A 15,670-nucleotide genomic window follows, 5' to 3' on the forward strand; every position below is an offset into this window, starting at 1 on the left:
AATTTCAAAGGGGGAAATTGGTGTTTTGGATCAAGAATTATTTTGCGGGAAAATCGACTGTAAAAAACGAGAGAAGCGTTCGTTCTGTGTCGCAAAGAAACTTTGTGTTGGCGCGACTTTAATTGCAGTCAGAACTTTCAGGTTATTGTCTGCCTGTAAATAATTGTCACCCTGTTTTTGTTGATTGAGTGCTTTCTCAATCAAAGAGACTTTTTCAGGGGCAACGCTTTTGTTCATGGTGGCTTTAATGGCGGCCGTATGACCTGTTTGTGCCATGAGACCCAAGCCAAGGCTGAGGCAAATCGCTTGCAAATAGTGTAAGTTCATCTCGAATTCCCCTTTAACTCAATATGTTGAGAACTTTTTTATCAAATAATGTTCGACATACTATAGCTACAATTTAAACATCTTTAGAAACAGAAAAGTAGACTTACGTCACACTTTTTACAAAAAGATAAGAAAATCTAAGCGATTCTACGCATCATTGTTACATTAATATTGATGTCTTGCTGTTGTAGCAAATAAATATGAAGACATCATGAAGATTGTAATATTGTGACAAATTTTAGACTATTTCATGACATCTTTTCAGCATATTTCTTTGTGTATATTGCAACATTTTATATATCTGAAAATCAGAAATACTACGCTTAAATGATTATAAGTTGATGATTGTTAAAATAATTTATTAAAAATATAGTGCTAAAAACAGTGATTAGAGTTAGCACATGAATAAAAACATCTTGGCATTTGGAATCGCCATCTTGGCAGGGGTTTCTGGACAGGCATTTGCAGCGAAAAGCTTTTTGAATGTGTCTTATGATCCAACTCGCGAGTTCTATCAGGAATATAACAAAGAATTTGGACAATATTGGAAACAGCGCACAGGGCAGGAGATTGAATTTAAGCAGTCGCATGGCGGTTCAGGTAAACAGGCGCGTGCTGTGGCAACAGGGCTGGAAGCAGATGTGGTGACTTTGGCTCTCGCCAACGATATCGATGAAATTGTGAAAGCAGGTTATATCGATAAAAACTGGCAAAAAGAATTTCCGAACAATTCTGCACCTTATACCTCAACCGTGGTGTTTTTAGTGCGTAAAGGCAATCCGAAACAGATTAAAGACTGGAATGATTTGGTCAAGCCTGGGGTGGAAATTATTACCCCAAACCCGAAAACAGGGGGTGCACCGCGTTGGATTTATCTGGCGGCTTGGGGCTATGCATTGAAACAGCCGGGTGGAAATGATGCCAAAGCCCGTGAGTTGGTCAAAAATCTTTATCACAATGTCAAAGTATTGGACTCGGGTGCACGCGGGTCGTTAACCACATTTGCCGAGCGTGGTATTGGGGACGTGTTGCTGTCTTGGGAAAACGAGGCTTTACTGGCAACCAAGGGCTTGGGCAAAGGCCAGTTTGAAATTGTTTATCCTTCGATTTCAATTTTGGCAGAACCTTCGGTTGCGATTGTTGATAAAACGGTAGATAAAAATGGCAACCGCAATGTAGCCAAGGGCTATCTCAATTATTTATATTCACCTAAAGGGCAAGATTTGGCCGCCCAATATTATTTCCGTCCACGCAATGCGCAAGCAGCAGCCAAATATTCGGCACAATTTCCGAAGCTGAAACTGTTCACCATTGGTGATGTTTTTGGTGGTTGGGCAAAAGCACAGCAAACGCATTTTGTGAATGGGGCGATCTTTGATCAAATCTATAATCAAGCCCATTAATCTGACTGAAAACAGTACAAAAAAGTCTCCAAAGGAGGCTTTTTTTGTGGAAGCTATACAATAGAAACGGTTTTCTCTATGGAAAGTAATATTTCCCTACAAAAAGACGTTTGGAGCTTTGATAAAACAAGGTAATAATGTGCAGTTAAATTTTTGGTACTTTGATTGCTCTGTTATGTCTCATATTTCTGTATTACTTCATGAAACTGTGGATGCCTTGTTGGCAGGTCGGAATACAGGAATTTATGTCGATGGCACCTTTGGTCGTGGCGGACATACGCGCTTGTTGCTTTCAAAACTCGATGCAAATTCTACCGTCTATGCCTTCGATAAAGACCCGCAAGCTTTGGCTGTTGCAGCCGAGTTGGCGGCAGAAGATCCGCGCTTTCATATTATTCACGCCAGTTTCGCAGACCTACAACAAGAATTGGCTGCACTAGGTTTAGAACATGTCGACGGGGTCATGGCGGATTTAGGCGTGTCTTCACCGCAACTGGATCAGGCTGAGCGTGGCTTTAGTTTTATGCAAGATGGTCCATTGGACATGCGGATGGACAACTCGCAAGGTCCAACGGCCGCAGAATGGTTAATGCAGATTGAAGAAGAAGCTTTGGCGAATGTGATTTTCCAATATGGTGAAGAGCGTTATAGCCGTCGTATCGCCAAAGCCATTAAGGCTGCAGGTCAGATCGACACCACGCGTCAGTTGGCAGAGATTGTGAAAGTCGCGCATCCCAAGTGGGAAAAAAATAAACATGCTGCAACACGTACATTTCAGGCAATACGTATTGCGATTAACAAAGAATTAGAAGATATTGAAGCTTTCCTGCCTCAAGCCGTTGAGGTGCTTAAACCTGAAGGTCGTTTGGCGGTGATTAGCTTCCATTCTCTGGAAGATCGCCTGATTAAACAATTTATTCAGAAAGAATCAACATTGCCTGAAGACTCAGGATGGGGTTTACCACAACAACAGCAAGATACCCGTCGTTTGAAGAAAATTTCGCGTGTACGTGCCAGCGAAGAAGAAGTAAAAGCCAATCCACGTTCCCGTAGTGCTTGGCTTCGTGTTGCGGAACGCTTAGTTTAAAAAGGCAAACCATGAAAACTGAAGCAGTCGAAAAGAAAGCAGAAAAATTGCGGACGAAAAAATATATTACGTATGCCTGCATGTTAATTTTGGTGTTTATCAGCGCAATTATGGTGGTATTTCAGGTGTTTGAATACCGTCATGATTATCGTGAACTCAGTTCATTTATGCGCGAACGCGATGACTTGAATGCAGAGTGGGGACGTTTATTGATTGAGCAGCAAACCTTTGGTGCGACGGCACAGATTGGTACGCGTGCCGTCACCCAGCTTCGAATGTATTCACCGCCAACCGCGCAAACGGTTGTGATTTCTTTACCTATGACTTCAGATGATAAAAAATAAGGCTAGCTGTATATGGTAGACAAGCAGACCAAGCAACCACGTAAAAAGCAGCAGTCAATTACGGGAAAAAATGCCATCAGCGTCGAGATGTGGCGGTTTTATCTGATGTGGGCCGTGGTACTCATGTGCTTTATCGCTCTTGTTGGGCGTGCATTCTATGTGCAAGTCATTAATCGTGACTTTTTACAAAATAAAGCCAATGCCAATATTTTGCGCACCGAAAGATTAAAAGCCATGCGTGGCGTCATTTATGATCGTCATGGTGTGCCGTTGGCAATCAGTACCCCTGTGATGAAGGTGGTGATTGACCCGCGTGACTATTTTGATAATAAAAAACTGTTTGATGAAATTACCGCTGAATTGGCAAAAGATCCGCACAACCGCAAATTAAAGCGTCAGTTGCCTGATAAAAATCTTAACTTAGATGAGTTGGCTGATGCGGTAGGTATGGATCGCACCGAACTTAAGAAAAAAATGAATGAGCGCCCGCGTTCGCGCTATTTGGTGTTGCAAAAAGAGATTCCGCCGCAGCAGGCTGAGTTGATCGAGAAACGTGAATTCCAAGGGGTGTACACCGAGAAAAACTACAAACGTTATTACCCGCAACCGCAGCCGAATGCGCAAATTATTGGCTTGACCAATAGTGAAGGGGTGGGGATTGAAGGTTTGGAAATGCAGCTCAACAAGCGCCTTGCAGGTGTAGATGGTGAGCAGCAAGTGGTGCGTGATAAGAAGGGTAACCGAGTCAAAGACCCTGAAGTGGTTAAAGAAGTCGAGTCTGGGGAAAATATTACCCTGAGTATCGACTCGCGTCTGCAATATATTCTCTATCGCGAATTGACTGCGGCAGGGGTTGCAAATAATGCACGTTCTGCATCTGCCATTGCCGTGGATGTAAAAACGGGCGAAATCTTGGCGATGACCAGTTGGCCATCTTATAACCCGAATGACAAGAATGGCTTAGCCAATAAAGATGCCATGCGTAACCGTGGTGCGACGGACATGTTTGAACCAGGTTCAACCATGAAACCATTAACGGTCGCGATGGCTTTGGAAACGGGTAAATATCAACCCAATACCGTGGTGAATACTTCACCAGGTTCGATGCGCGTCGGTAATCACACCATTCGTGATACGCATAACTATGGACAGTTGACGCTGGCAGGGATTATCCAAAAATCGTCGAACGTGGGTGTCGCAAAAATTGCCTTGTCCTTGCCGTATTCAACCTTACCGACTTTCTTGAAGCGCGTGGGTTTTGGCGAGCGTTCAGCCGTGAAATTCCCTGGTGAAAGTTCCGGTATGGTTTTACCGCCAAGCAAATGGAATGTTTCGGAAGTGGCGACCATGGCTTATGGTTATGGTATTAATGCGACAGTGCTACAAATGGTGGATGCTTATGCGATGCTGGCCAATCACGGGGTCAAAGTTCCTTTAAGTTTATATAAACTGGAAGAACCGCCGAAAGGTCAGCAAATGATTGATCCGAAAATTGCCGATCAAGTGCTGTTGATGATGGAAGCGGTAACCTTACCGGGTGGTACAGCGCGTCAAGCCAACATTCCAGGTTACCGTGTCGCAGGTAAAACAGGGACGGCACATAAATTACGTGCTGACCGTAAAGGCTATTCAGAAAAGGATTATCGTGCGCTGTTTTCAGGGGTAGCCCCTGTGAGTGATCCACGTCTGGCGATCTTTGTGGTGGTGGAAAATCCACAAGGTCAATATTATGGTGGTTTGGTTGCAGCCCCTGTATTTGCACGCGTAATGCAAGAGTCTCTCCGTTTAATGAATGTGCCTTTAGATAAACCTTTAGACACGCCGAAAATCCAGTAATAGGTGCTGAATGTCAATTACATTTCAAGAACTGTATCCTTCTGATCAGATCGCTGGATGGATGAAACAACCTTTTCAAGGTTTTTGTTTAGACAGTCGCCATGTTGAGGCTGGACAAATTTTTATTGCTTTAAATAGTTTAAGTCAGCCAGAAAAAACGGTGCAATTTGCGCAGGCTGCCTTGGATCAAGGGGTATTGGCAATTATCAGCGAAACCGAGTTGGGGCTTGCTCCGAGTTTGGTGGTACCTGAAGTCCGTCATTTGATGGGTGCGTGGCAAAAACATTATTTGCAAGCAGTATCTCCAACGGCAGCGCTGCAGCTTTTGGCGGTGACCGGTACTAACGGTAAGACCACTATTTCCAGATTGGTGGCAGAGTTGCTACTACTACAAGGTCAGCCATGTGCTGTGATGGGCACCACGGGTAATGGCATTCTTCCGAATCTAGAAAGTTCCTCGCATACCACCCTAGATGCCTTGCAACTACAAAATGCCTTGCACAATTACGCAAAACAAGGGGCAAAATTTGCCTCGATTGAAGCAAGTTCGCATGGTTTAGAACAAGGGCGTTTAACAGGTTGCTCCATTGAGATTGCAGCGTATAGCAATTTAAGTCGAGATCATCTGGATTATCACGGCACACTGGAAGCTTATGCCGAAGCCAAAGCGCTGCTGTTTAAATTTGAGTCTTTGAAATTTGCGGTGATTAATCTGGATGATGAATACGCAGCATTGATGTTGGCGGCAGCACAAGCCAACCCAGCCAAGCCACAGATTTTGACGTATTCCATGACCCAAGCCGCGGATTATCAAGTTCAGGATATTCAATACAGTTTGTCGGGTGCCAATTTCAGTTTGGTGACCGCGCAAGGGCAATTCATAGTGCAAAGTCCACTGCTTGGACATTTCAATATTGAAAATCTGGTCGCTAGTTTGATTGTGGCGCAACACGCAGGTTTTGACTTGGCACAGTTGATTGCAACAATTCCGCAGCTCAAAGGCGCACCTGGACGCATGCAGGTGATTCGTGATGATGCGCGCTTGTTTGTGGTGGATTATGCACATACCCCAGATGCGTTGGTGCAAGTCTTAACCACTTTGAAACGTCATGTTGAGCAAAATTTATGGGCAGTGTTTGGTTGTGGTGGGGATCGGGATCGCGGTAAACGACCATTGATGACCCAAGCCGCTTTAAATGGTGCCGATGTAGTGCTGCTCACTTCGGACAATCCACGGACTGAACATCCAGAGCAGATCTTTGCTGACATGAAAGCGGGCATCGATTTCTCAGGACATGTGGTGCATGAAATTCATGACCGCCGTGAAGCGATTAAATTTGCAGTTAAAACTGCGCAGGCAGGTGATATTGTGGTAATTGCGGGTAAAGGGCATGAAAACTATCAAGAAATTGAAGGTGTCCGTCACTGGTTTGATGATGTGGTTGAGGTGCAAGCTGCCCTTGATGCTCAACATCTCGCAACCGATTCAGCATATCCCGCGCAATAGGAAATCAAGATGCATACTTCAACTACCAGTACCGTTCCTTTAGAGCCGTGGACTGCGGCAGAATTACTGGCAGCCACACAGGGTTATTGGCTGCATGATCGACCGCCAAGCGCTGACATTAAACGTATTTTGACCGATTCACGTCATGCAGAGCTGGGTGATGCATTTTTAGCGCTTAAAGGTGAGCGTTTTGATGCACATGATTTCGTTGCAAAAGTTGCAGAGCAGGGCTGTGAGGTGGCGATTGTCAGTCAGCCTGTTGATGCGGATATTTGTCAGTTGGTCGTGCCTGATACGCGTTTGGCGTTGGGGCATTTGGGGGCTTATCGACGTGCACAGCATCAAGATTTAAAAGTGATTGCATTGACGGGGAGTAGCGGTAAAACCACCACCAAAGAAATGCTTGGTAGTATTTTGTCACGTCTAGCACCGACTCTTATTACGCGTGGTAACCTGAACAATGATTTGGGTGTTCCGATGATGTTGTTAGAGTTACGCACAGAGCATCGTTATGCGGTCATGGAGTTGGGCGCCAGTCATCAGGGTGAAATTGATTACACTTCACAATTGGTTCAACCCCATGTAGCAGGTATTCTGAATATCGGGACAGCGCACTTGGGTGAGTTTGGCGGTCGTGACGGGATTTGCCGTGCCAAATCTGAAATTTATGCACATATTGCCCCGACGGGGACTGCGATTGTCCCTGCAGCAGATGATTTTACCGATCAAATTCGCCAAGTGGTACACACAGAGCAAGTCTTGAGTTTTGGTCAGGGCGGTGATGTCTATGCTTCAGATGTGCAGTTACAACCGCAATCGGCAAGTTTTAGCTTGCATACCCCGCAAGGCGAGCGTGTTGTGAATTTACCTTTTGCTGGTGAACATAATGTGCAGAATGCCACAGCTGCTGTTGCTTTTACACTGGCGATCGGTATTGATCTTGATGATATTGTCCTTGGTCTAGAGCAGGCAAAAGGTGCCAAAGGTCGTCTGAATTTTATTCATAAAGCACCTTATTTATTTATTGATGATACTTATAATGCCAATCCAACGTCCATGCGTGCTGCGGGTGAAGTGCTTGCACAGCAAGACGGTGTCCGTGTGATGGTGATTGGTGATATTGGTGAGCTGGGTCAAAGTGCGGCACAGCAACACTATATGTTGGGTCGTGATTTGGTCTCGATCAAAGGCATTAACTTTGTGGTGGCGGTCGGTGAATTCTCACCTGCAACGCAAGAAGGTGCGCGCAGTACCCAATATGGTAAAAAATTACAGGCTTTCTTGAATCAAGAACAAGCCTTACCGTTTTTAATTAGTTTAGTCGAAACACATCAACCCCAGTCGATGAGTTTCCTGTTTAAAGGTTCTCGTTATACCCATATGGAAACGTTGATGACTGACTTGATGGAGAAACTCTAAAATGCTGTTATGGTTATTTGAACAGCTTGCGGGCTATCACAGCTCATTCCAAGTAGTACGCTATTTAACATTACGTTCATTGCTCAGCGTTTTGACCGCACTTTCTATTGGATTGGTGCTGGGTCCAGTCATGATCCGTAAGTTACAGGCTTTAAAATATGGTCAGGCGGTGAGTACCTTTGCCCCAGAAAACCATGCCAAGAAGATGGGTACGCCAACCATGGGTGGTGTACTGATTCTGCTTTCAATCGGGATTTCGACCTTGCTCTGGGCAGATCTATCCAACCCTTATGTCTGGATTGTCTTGGGCGTGATGGTGATTTTTGGTGCTGTCGGCTGGGCGGATGACTGGATTAAAATCCGTTATAAAGACAATGCTGGATTACCTGCACGCAAGAAGTTTTTCTGGACTTCGGTTGCGTCGATAGGTGCGGGGATAGCCTTGTATGTGATTGCAAAACAACAAGATAACCCAGTGCACACGGCAAACATGCTGGATTTACTGATTCCATTCTTCAAGAACCTCAGTATTCCATTGTCAGCGATACCATTAGGGATTGGCTTTATTATCTTTACCTATCTGGTGATCAACGGGGCATCCAATGCCGTGAACCTGACGGATGGTCTGGATGGTCTGGCGATCATGCCGATTGTACTGGTGGCTGCGGGCCTAGGTGTATTTGCTTACTTGGCGGGTGATGTACGTTTTGCTAACTACTTGCATATCCCTTATGTCAAATACTCTTCTGAACTGGTGGTGATTTGTGCAGCCATGATTGGCGCAGGTTTGGCTTTCCTCTGGTATAACGCACATCCTGCTCAGGTGTTTATGGGTGATGTTGGTGCTTTATCACTGGGTGCAATGCTGGGTACGATTGCCGTGATGGTTCGTCAAGAAATCGTATTTGCAATTATGGGTGGTGTATTTGTGGTAGAGGCGATTTCGGTCTTCCTGCAAATTGGTTCACTGCGCATGCGCAATAAGCGGGTGTTCTTGATGGCACCACTCCACCATCATTATGAGAAAAAAGGCTGGCGTGAAACGCAAGTGGTGATTCGTTTCTGGATTATCACAATTATGCTGGTGGTTTTGGGTCTAATGACTTTAAAATTGCGCTAAGCAAAATCCGTAAAAATCAGGTCGGCATATGCAGACCTTTTTATTTTATGGGCAGTTTTTGGAGAATATGATGAATCTACTCATGTGCCCTGTATGTCGTGAGAAATTAAGTTTGGTCGAAAAGACGTGGCAATGTGAGAATCGTCATAGTTACGATGTGGCTAAACAAGGTTATGTGAATTTACATGTTGTACAGCATAAGCACAGTAAAACCCCTGGGGATACAGTCGAATCGGTACAAGCACGACGTGCATTCCTAAGTGCGGGATTTTATGCACCTTTGCAGCAGGCTGTGGTAGAGAAATTACGTCAGCTTCGTATTGAAAACCTGTTGGATATTGGCTGTGGTGAAGGCTATTACACCGCTGCCATGCAGTCTGAAGTATTGCAATGTGTGGGTGTGGATATTGCGAAAAATGCAGTACAAGTTGCAGCTAAACTGAATCCAGACGTCACGTGGGTGGTGGGTACAGGCGCAACCTTACCTGTATTAGATCAATCGATTGATTTGTGTAGCAGCCTATTTAGTCCTATTCCGCAGCAAGAAATCTTGCGTGTTTTAAAAGACAAAGGTTACTTGTTGGTGGTGACGCCTGCGCCAGAACATTTGTTTGCTTTGCGAGAAGCGCTGTTTGAAGAAGTCAAACCGCATGAGCCGAATAAATTTGTGCAGCAGCTGGCTTCTGATTTTGACTTGCTTGAATCGCAGGTGGTGAGTGCTGAATTGCAGTTGCCGCAACAACAGTTAAAGAACCTGATTGCAATGACGCCCTACGCTTACAAAGCTAAGGTTGAACGACGGAGTGCATTGGAAGCATTAGCTGAGTTTCGCGTAACCGCACAGTTCCAATTGTATTTATTTCAAAAGAAATAAGCATATAAAAAGCCCTCAAAATAGAGGGCTTTTTTACGCCGTTATGCATCGCTTATTGGAACTGATCAATCAGATGTTCAATGGCATCAGCCTTTTTTGTCGCAGGTGCGTTTTGCATGGCTGGAGGCGTTTGATCACTTGGAACCAAGGCTTCTTCATCAGGTAAGTCATCAAAATCACGTTCAGGTGCCCGTGCGGGTGCAGCAGGTTTTGGACGTGATAAAGGCTGAGCCAAAGGTGGTGAAGAGCGGTAGTCCTTTTTGGTCTCACCTTCAATAAATTGGGTGTCGTTATGCAAAGTTGGTGCTTTGGCATTTTGATCCAAATGTACCCAAGCAGATGGTGTGCCTTTTAGAGCATTGTCCATAAAGTTGGTCCAGATCGGTAGTGCAGCAACGCCACCATATTCACGACGACCTAAAGTGGTGGGTTGGTCAAAGCCGACCCATGCAATACTGACCAATTTGCCATTAAAACCAGCAAACCACGCATCTTTAGCATCATTGGTGGTTCCTGTTTTACCCCCCAAGTCATCACGACCAATTTTGAGTGCAGCACGGCCAGTACCGTGCTGAATCACATCTTTGAGGATGTTGGCCATATCAAAAGCTGAACTGGATTTTAAAATACGCTGTGCTTGGCGATATTCTGGATTGGTCGCACTGGGCTCCGTAATTTTGGCTTCCGCAGCTTGGTTGGTGACCTGAATGACTTCATCGTCAGGTGTTACAGGTGCTGCTGAATCAGAAGCATCTTCTTTTGCATTAATGCATTCGATACAAGCATATTCTGGATTGGATTGATAAATGACTTTGCCATACGCATCTTCAATACGATCAATAAAGTGTGGTTGAATGCGATAACCACCATTGGCAAATGTGGCATAACCTGTTGCCATTTGAATTGGTAGGACTTGTGGTGTCCCTAAGGCGATGGTGTAGTTATTGGGGATTTGATCCTCTTGCAGACCAAAATCCATAAATAACTGGCGAGTACGTTCAATCCCTACAGCTTGAAGTAAACGGACGGAAACAGTATTACGTGATAAATAGAGGGCGCGACGTAATGGAATCATACCCAAATAGCGGCCATCTGAATTTCGAGGTGACCACTTGCCAATGGTAATTGGGCTGTCGTTGACCATGGTAAAAGGCGTCATGCCACGCTCTAAAGCCAAAGCATAAACAAAGGGTTTAATGGTCGAACCAGGTTGACGCCAGCCCTGTAAGGCACGGTTGAATTTAGACTGATAAAAATTATAACCACCGACAACCGCTTCAATCGCCCCGTTGTTTGGATTCAACGCAATCAGTTGACCTTGTACCTTGGGAATTTGAACCAAAGCCCATGAGCTTTTGTCTGCATTGGGTCTTAAGCGCACAATATCTTTGACTTTGACAATTTGAGACGCACGACTGGGTGCAGCACCAACACTGTTGGCATTGCGATAGGGGCGTGCCCAAGACATGCCAGACCAAGGCACTGTCACGCTAGAACCATCCTGCATAAAGGCTTCAAAAGAAGTGTCGTTGACTTTGGTTACTTTGGCAGGATAGGTGTTGGCATAGGCAGTGAACTGTTTTAGATCTTTATCGTGGGCTTCTGCACCACGCCAGCCATGGCGTCGGTCGTAGGCTTCCAAACCATCTTGTACCGATTGTTCTGCGAAGAATTGGCGTTGGCTATTGATGGTCGTATAGACTTTATAGCCCGAATCAATCGCTTGCTCACCAAATTTACTGACCAATTCTGAGCGAACCATTTCCCCGACATAAGGAAACAAGTTGCTCACACCACGGTCAGGCATGTTGAGGTTGATGGGTTCAGCAATTGCAGTTTGATATTGTTCTTGGTTGATATAGCCCAGTTGTAACATACGACCTAAAATCCAGTTGCGACGCTCTAGTGCACGCTCTGGATTAGCGACGGGATTGTATTTTGAAGGTGCTTTTGGAAGACCTGCAATCATGGCCATTTGTGCAATGCTTAAATCTTCAAGGTTTTTGTTGTAGTAAATCTTGGCAGCAGCAGCAATCCCATAGGCATTTTTACCCAAAAAAATCTTGTTCACATAGAGCGTGAGAATTTCTTCTTTACTCAAGTTTTGCTCAATCTTGCGCGCAAGGAAAACCTCGGTCAATTTACGCTTTAAAGTGCGTTCAGGACTGAGGTAATAGTTTTTTGCTACCTGCATGGTAATGGTCGAACCACCTGTTTGTACATTTGATCCTGTAATGCTTTCACTGACCGCGCGTCCTAGTCCCTTAAAACTAATACCACTGTGTTCAAAAAAGGCCGAATCTTCTGCAGCCAAAAAAGCATGAATGAATGTACGTGGGATTTGATCATACTCAACAGGTACAGAAAGTTTGCCACCATATTCTGCAATCAGTTGTTGATCTGCACTATAAACTTGTAATGGTTTTAATAAGGGTGCTTTTTTTAAGATGCTCATTTCAGGCAAAGAGGGGGCAATATAGAGATACATGCCATAAAACCCCATAGGAATTGCGACCAAGACTATAATTATGATCAAAAAAAATGGATGAACACGGCCTGAACAAGATAGCTTTTTCATAACAAGTAAGTTTTAATAGGAGCTAATGGCAAACTAATTGGTGGTCAGTATAGCCGTTTACAGATACGGATTGTTAATGAGTTATTGTATCCGTATAAAATTATAGACCGCAGCCAGTTGGTTAGTTACTTCTATTGGGGATAAAAAAATAATAGGAATAGTATTGTGCTCAGGTTATATCGTAAGCCAAGTAAGGGGTTAATAGGAGTAGATATTAGTTCCACTTCTGTTAAGTTGTTAGAGCTGTCTGTAAAAAACGGTCGCTATTGGGTGGAAAGTTATGCTTTGGTCCCATTACCAGAAGGCAGTGTTGTTGAAAAGAACATTTTAAATCCTGAAGCGATTGGGGATGCTTTGGAACGTGCTTTAAATCTAGCAAATGTTCAATCAAATGCGGCTGCAATTGCCATTCCAACATCTATGGTGATTAGTAAAACTATCGAAATGGATGCGGATATGACGGATGATGAGCGTGAAGTTCAAATCCGTATGGATGCCGAACAATATATTCCGTTCCCTTTAGATGAAGTCAGTCTTGATTTTGAAGTGTTGTCTGACCGTTTGGCGAATCCAAATCGCGTCAATGTGCTCTTGGTCGCAACACGTCTGGAAAATGTTGAAGCACGCTCAGAGGTGCTGGAACTGGCAGGACTCACACCTAAAATTGCAGATGTCGAAAGTTTCGCAATGGAGAATGTCTATAAAGTCTTTGCGGATACCATGCCTATGGGGGTGAATACCGTCGGGATTTTGGATATTGGGCATACCATGACCACCTTGTCTGTGATGCAAAATGACAAGATTATTTATACCCGTGAACAGGTCTTTGGTGGAAAACAGCTGACTCAGGAAATTCAAAACCGTTATGGCCTTTCCTTTGAGGAAGCAGGTCGTGCCAAGAAAAGCCGTACCTTACCCGATGATTATGATGTTGAAGTCTTAGAGCCATTTTTAGAAGCTGTAGTGCAACAAGCAGCGCGTTCACTACAATTCTTCTTTTCATCTTCGCAATTTAACGAAATCGATCATATCTTGTTGGCGGGTGGTAATGCCAACATCCCAGGTCTGGCGAAGCTGCTACAACAAAAATTAGGTTATCGCGTTACGATTGCGAATCCATTTTTGCAAATGGGCTTTTCACCAAAAATTGATATTAAAAAGATTGAAAATGATGCTTCCTCTCTCTTGGTGGCGTGTGGTCTGGCATTGAGGAGTTTTGATTAATGGCAAAAATTAACTTGCTCCCTTGGCGTGATGAGCTAAGAGAGAAACGGAAAAAAGAATTCATTGTTATTTGTATTGGGGCTGCTTTAATTGGGGTGTTACTGGTTGTTATGGCATGGTTCTATTACAACTATAAGCTTGAAGATCAAGAACAAGCAAACCAACTGATTATCAGTACCAATCAAAATCTGGATGTACAGTTAAAGTCTTTAGAAGGCTTACAAGAGCAGCGTAATGCCATTGTAGAACGTATGAAGTTGATTCAAGGGCTGCAAAGTCAACGTCCTATCGCAGTACGTTTGATTGATGAAATGGCGCGAGTGGTTCCTGCGAATTTGTATATCACCAAATTCTCGCGAATTGGCGATAAATTCACCATTGAAGGTAAGGCCGAAAGTCCAAATGCTGTGGCTGAATTCTTGCGTAATCTAGAAGCTTCACCTTGGTATCGTAATGCCTTTATGAACTCCTTCTTGGCTGTCGAAGAAAACAAAAACAAGGCACCGAGTTCAGTTGTTCCTCGTGTTGAGGATGGTTATGGAAGCTTTGTAGTTACTGCAGATCTGGATGAAATCGCAATGCCTACTACGGATGCTGCGAATGATGCAAATGCCGTAGCTAGTTCAACAGCGGGGGCAGCAAAATGAGTCATGATGAATTTGATGAGCTAAATCAGGAAGCTGTCATTAAGCCGAAGAAAAAAATGACAGTGGAGAAGTTTTTCCAACAATTTAATACTTTAGATCCAAATAATTATGGCAGTTGGCCGTTATCAGTAAAAATTACTTGCTGGATTTTTATTGTTTTCTTAATTTGTGCGGTGGGTTACTTTTTAGTGATTAAACCGAAATTAGATGCAATCTCCAGTGCATATGCGCAAGAGCAAAATCTACTGAATGAATTCAGAGAAAAAGATTCAAAGTTACGTAACCTTCAGCAGTATCAAGCACAGTTACAGGAAATGGAGGCAAACTTTAACCAGCAGCTTGAACAGCTGCCTAAAGAAACCGAAATTCCAGGTTTGGTTGAAGATATTAACGTGACCGGTGTGAATTCTGGATTGAAGTTTAAGAATATCCGTTTAGAGCCAGAAGTTAAACAAGAGTTCTTTATTGAGCAGCCGATCAGTATTGAAGCGACGGGTGATTACCATGCTTTCGGCTCATTTGTGAGTGGAATTGCGGCATTACCACGTATTGTGACCTTGCATGACTTTGATATTACATCTTCAATTAGTAATGACAAAAAGTCGGAAATTCCGCAAGTAACATATGTGGCTAAGGCGAGAACATATCGCTATGTGGGTAATCAAGATAGTCAAAATGCGGCAGTTGGTACGAGTACAGCGACTGCTCCGACAGCAGTTACTCCAGAAGGAGCGAAGTAATGAAATTTGAGAAAATAGCATTTGCTTTGATGTGTGGGTTGGTGCTAGTGGGGTGTGATTCGCGTATTGATGCTGTGAATATGGAAATGGTCAATATTCGTAATCAGCAACCAATGCCGATTGAACCTGCCCCAGTATTTCCGCCTGTACCGACTTTTAACTATGCCGCGCATCAATTAAAAAGTCCATTTATGCCGAGTTCACTGGCGGCAGAATTAAAAATTATGGCAGGTAAACGTGTTTATCCGAACTTCTCACGTCAGCCTCAACCACTCGAAAGTTATGCTTTAGAATCCTTGAATATGAAAGGCAGTATGCGAAATCAGTCTGGGCAAATTTTGGGGTTAATTCAGACACCTGATGGTGAGATTGAGCGTGTGCTAATTGGTAACTATATGGGCATGAATCAAGGGCGCATTGTAAAAATTACGCCTACACAGATTGACTTAATAGAAATTATTCCAGATGGAAGAGAAGGTTATGTTGAGCGCCCACGTAGTCTGGTTTTAATTGGGCCTGCACCTTAATTTAAAGGAATAAAAATGAAAAACAGTATTCAAGATT

14 protein-coding genes are annotated in these 15,670 nt (G+C 43.9%); 12 read left to right on the top strand and 2 right to left on the bottom strand.

Going from position 1 to position 15,670, the window contains the following annotated elements; all coding sequences use genetic code 11:
• Nucleotides 1-30: 30 nt before the first annotated feature.
• The gene (locus tag GWK51_RS05305) at nt 31-327 is read right to left on the bottom strand and encodes a hypothetical protein (protein ID WP_044739705.1); all 297 of its coding nucleotides are present in this window, start codon (nt 325-327) and stop codon (nt 31-33) included.
• A 401-nt stretch (nt 328-728) separates the two neighbouring features.
• On the opposite strand from GWK51_RS05305, the gene GWK51_RS05310 reads away from it, so the two are divergent.
• The 8 genes from GWK51_RS05310 to GWK51_RS05345 all read left to right on the top strand — a co-directional run bounded on the left by GWK51_RS05310 (nt 729) and on the right by GWK51_RS05345 (nt 9,917).
• On the top strand, nt 729-1,730 hold the full coding sequence (locus GWK51_RS05310) for a sulfate ABC transporter substrate-binding protein (RefSeq protein ID WP_161932958.1): 1,002 nt from the start codon (nt 729-731) through the stop codon (nt 1,728-1,730).
• Nucleotides 1,731-1,905: 175 nt separating this feature from the next.
• On the top strand, nt 1,906-2,817 hold the full coding sequence (gene rsmH / locus GWK51_RS05315) for a 16S rRNA (cytosine(1402)-N(4))-methyltransferase RsmH (protein ID WP_100241934.1): 912 nt from the start codon (nt 1,906-1,908) through the stop codon (nt 2,815-2,817).
• A gap of 80 nt (nt 2,818-2,897) precedes the next feature.
• A complete protein-coding gene (gene ftsL, locus GWK51_RS05320) occupies nt 2,898-3,161 on the top strand; it encodes a cell division protein FtsL (protein ID WP_374530694.1) in 264 nt (87 codons plus the stop codon).
• Between the two features lie 12 nt (nt 3,162-3,173).
• A complete protein-coding gene (ftsI, locus tag GWK51_RS05325) occupies nt 3,174-4,997 on the top strand; it encodes a penicillin-binding protein PBP3 (protein WP_161932959.1) in 1,824 nt (607 codons plus the stop codon).
• 10 nt (nt 4,998-5,007) lie between these two features.
• Nucleotides 5,008-6,504, top strand: a complete 1,497-nt coding sequence (locus GWK51_RS05330; protein ID WP_161932960.1) for a UDP-N-acetylmuramoyl-L-alanyl-D-glutamate--2,6-diaminopimelate ligase — start codon at nt 5,008-5,010, stop codon at nt 6,502-6,504.
• 9 nt (nt 6,505-6,513) lie between these two features.
• Complete coding sequence (locus GWK51_RS05335; RefSeq protein ID WP_161932961.1) at nt 6,514-7,923, top strand: UDP-N-acetylmuramoyl-tripeptide--D-alanyl-D-alanine ligase; 1,410 nt, start codon at nt 6,514-6,516, stop codon at nt 7,921-7,923.
• A 1-nt stretch (nt 7,924) separates the two neighbouring features.
• Complete coding sequence (gene mraY / locus GWK51_RS05340) at nt 7,925-9,043, top strand: phospho-N-acetylmuramoyl-pentapeptide-transferase (RefSeq protein ID WP_016168712.1); 1,119 nt, start codon at nt 7,925-7,927, stop codon at nt 9,041-9,043.
• 70 nt (nt 9,044-9,113) lie between these two features.
• On the top strand, nt 9,114-9,917 hold the full coding sequence (locus GWK51_RS05345) for a putative RNA methyltransferase (protein WP_161933072.1): 804 nt from the start codon (nt 9,114-9,116) through the stop codon (nt 9,915-9,917).
• A 52-nt stretch (nt 9,918-9,969) separates the two neighbouring features.
• On the opposite strand, the gene ponA is transcribed toward GWK51_RS05345, so the two are convergent.
• Nucleotides 9,970-12,495 (bottom strand): penicillin-binding protein PBP1a, encoded by a 2,526-nt coding sequence (gene ponA / locus GWK51_RS05350; RefSeq protein WP_161932962.1) that lies wholly within the window; start codon nt 12,493-12,495, stop codon nt 9,970-9,972.
• Nucleotides 12,496-12,660: 165 nt separating this feature from the next.
• On the opposite strand from ponA, the gene GWK51_RS05355 reads away from it, so the two are divergent.
• The 4 genes from GWK51_RS05355 to GWK51_RS05370 are packed head-to-tail and all read left to right on the top strand — an operon-like array spanning nt 12,661 to nt 15,633.
• On the top strand, nt 12,661-13,719 hold the full coding sequence (locus GWK51_RS05355; protein ID WP_016168709.1) for a pilus assembly protein PilM: 1,059 nt from the start codon (nt 12,661-12,663) through the stop codon (nt 13,717-13,719).
• A complete protein-coding gene (locus GWK51_RS05360) occupies nt 13,719-14,366 on the top strand; it encodes a PilN domain-containing protein (RefSeq protein WP_142767650.1) in 648 nt (215 codons plus the stop codon). The genes GWK51_RS05355 and GWK51_RS05360 overlap by 1 nt, the downstream gene beginning before the upstream one ends.
• Nucleotides 14,363-15,106: a type IV pilus inner membrane component PilO gene (locus GWK51_RS05365; protein ID WP_161932963.1), complete on the top strand. Its 744-nt coding sequence runs from the start codon at nt 14,363-14,365 to the stop codon at nt 15,104-15,106. The genes GWK51_RS05360 and GWK51_RS05365 overlap by 4 nt, the downstream gene beginning before the upstream one ends.
• Complete coding sequence (locus GWK51_RS05370) at nt 15,106-15,633, top strand: pilus assembly protein PilP (RefSeq protein WP_161932964.1); 528 nt, start codon at nt 15,106-15,108, stop codon at nt 15,631-15,633. The genes GWK51_RS05365 and GWK51_RS05370 overlap by 1 nt, the downstream gene beginning before the upstream one ends.
• Nucleotides 15,634-15,670 lie beyond the last annotated feature (37 nt).

It is taken from the genome of Acinetobacter kanungonis (assembly GCF_009939195.1).
Lineage (GTDB): Bacteria > Pseudomonadota > Gammaproteobacteria > Pseudomonadales > Moraxellaceae > Acinetobacter > Acinetobacter kanungonis.

Coding starts and splice junctions, on each gene's coding strand:
- GWK51_RS05305 (WP_044739705.1), bottom strand. CDS start 327: ATGAACTTACACTATTTGCAAGCGATTTGCCTCAGCCTTGGCTTGGGT.
- GWK51_RS05310 (WP_161932958.1), top strand. CDS start 729: ATGAATAAAAACATCTTGGCATTTGGAATCGCCATCTTGGCAGGGGTT.
- rsmH (WP_100241934.1), top strand. CDS start 1,906: ATGTCTCATATTTCTGTATTACTTCATGAAACTGTGGATGCCTTGTTG.
- ftsL (WP_374530694.1), top strand. CDS start 2,898: ATGTTAATTTTGGTGTTTATCAGCGCAATTATGGTGGTATTTCAGGTG.
- ftsI (WP_161932959.1), top strand. CDS start 3,174: ATGGTAGACAAGCAGACCAAGCAACCACGTAAAAAGCAGCAGTCAATT.
- GWK51_RS05330 (WP_161932960.1), top strand. CDS start 5,008: ATGTCAATTACATTTCAAGAACTGTATCCTTCTGATCAGATCGCTGGA.
- GWK51_RS05335 (WP_161932961.1), top strand. CDS start 6,514: ATGCATACTTCAACTACCAGTACCGTTCCTTTAGAGCCGTGGACTGCG.
- mraY (WP_016168712.1), top strand. CDS start 7,925: ATGCTGTTATGGTTATTTGAACAGCTTGCGGGCTATCACAGCTCATTC.
- GWK51_RS05345 (WP_161933072.1), top strand. CDS start 9,114: ATGAATCTACTCATGTGCCCTGTATGTCGTGAGAAATTAAGTTTGGTC.
- ponA (WP_161932962.1), bottom strand. CDS start 12,495: ATGAAAAAGCTATCTTGTTCAGGCCGTGTTCATCCATTTTTTTTGATC.
- GWK51_RS05360 (WP_142767650.1), top strand. CDS start 13,719: ATGGCAAAAATTAACTTGCTCCCTTGGCGTGATGAGCTAAGAGAGAAA.
- GWK51_RS05365 (WP_161932963.1), top strand. CDS start 14,363: ATGAGTCATGATGAATTTGATGAGCTAAATCAGGAAGCTGTCATTAAG.
- GWK51_RS05370 (WP_161932964.1), top strand. CDS start 15,106: ATGAAATTTGAGAAAATAGCATTTGCTTTGATGTGTGGGTTGGTGCTA.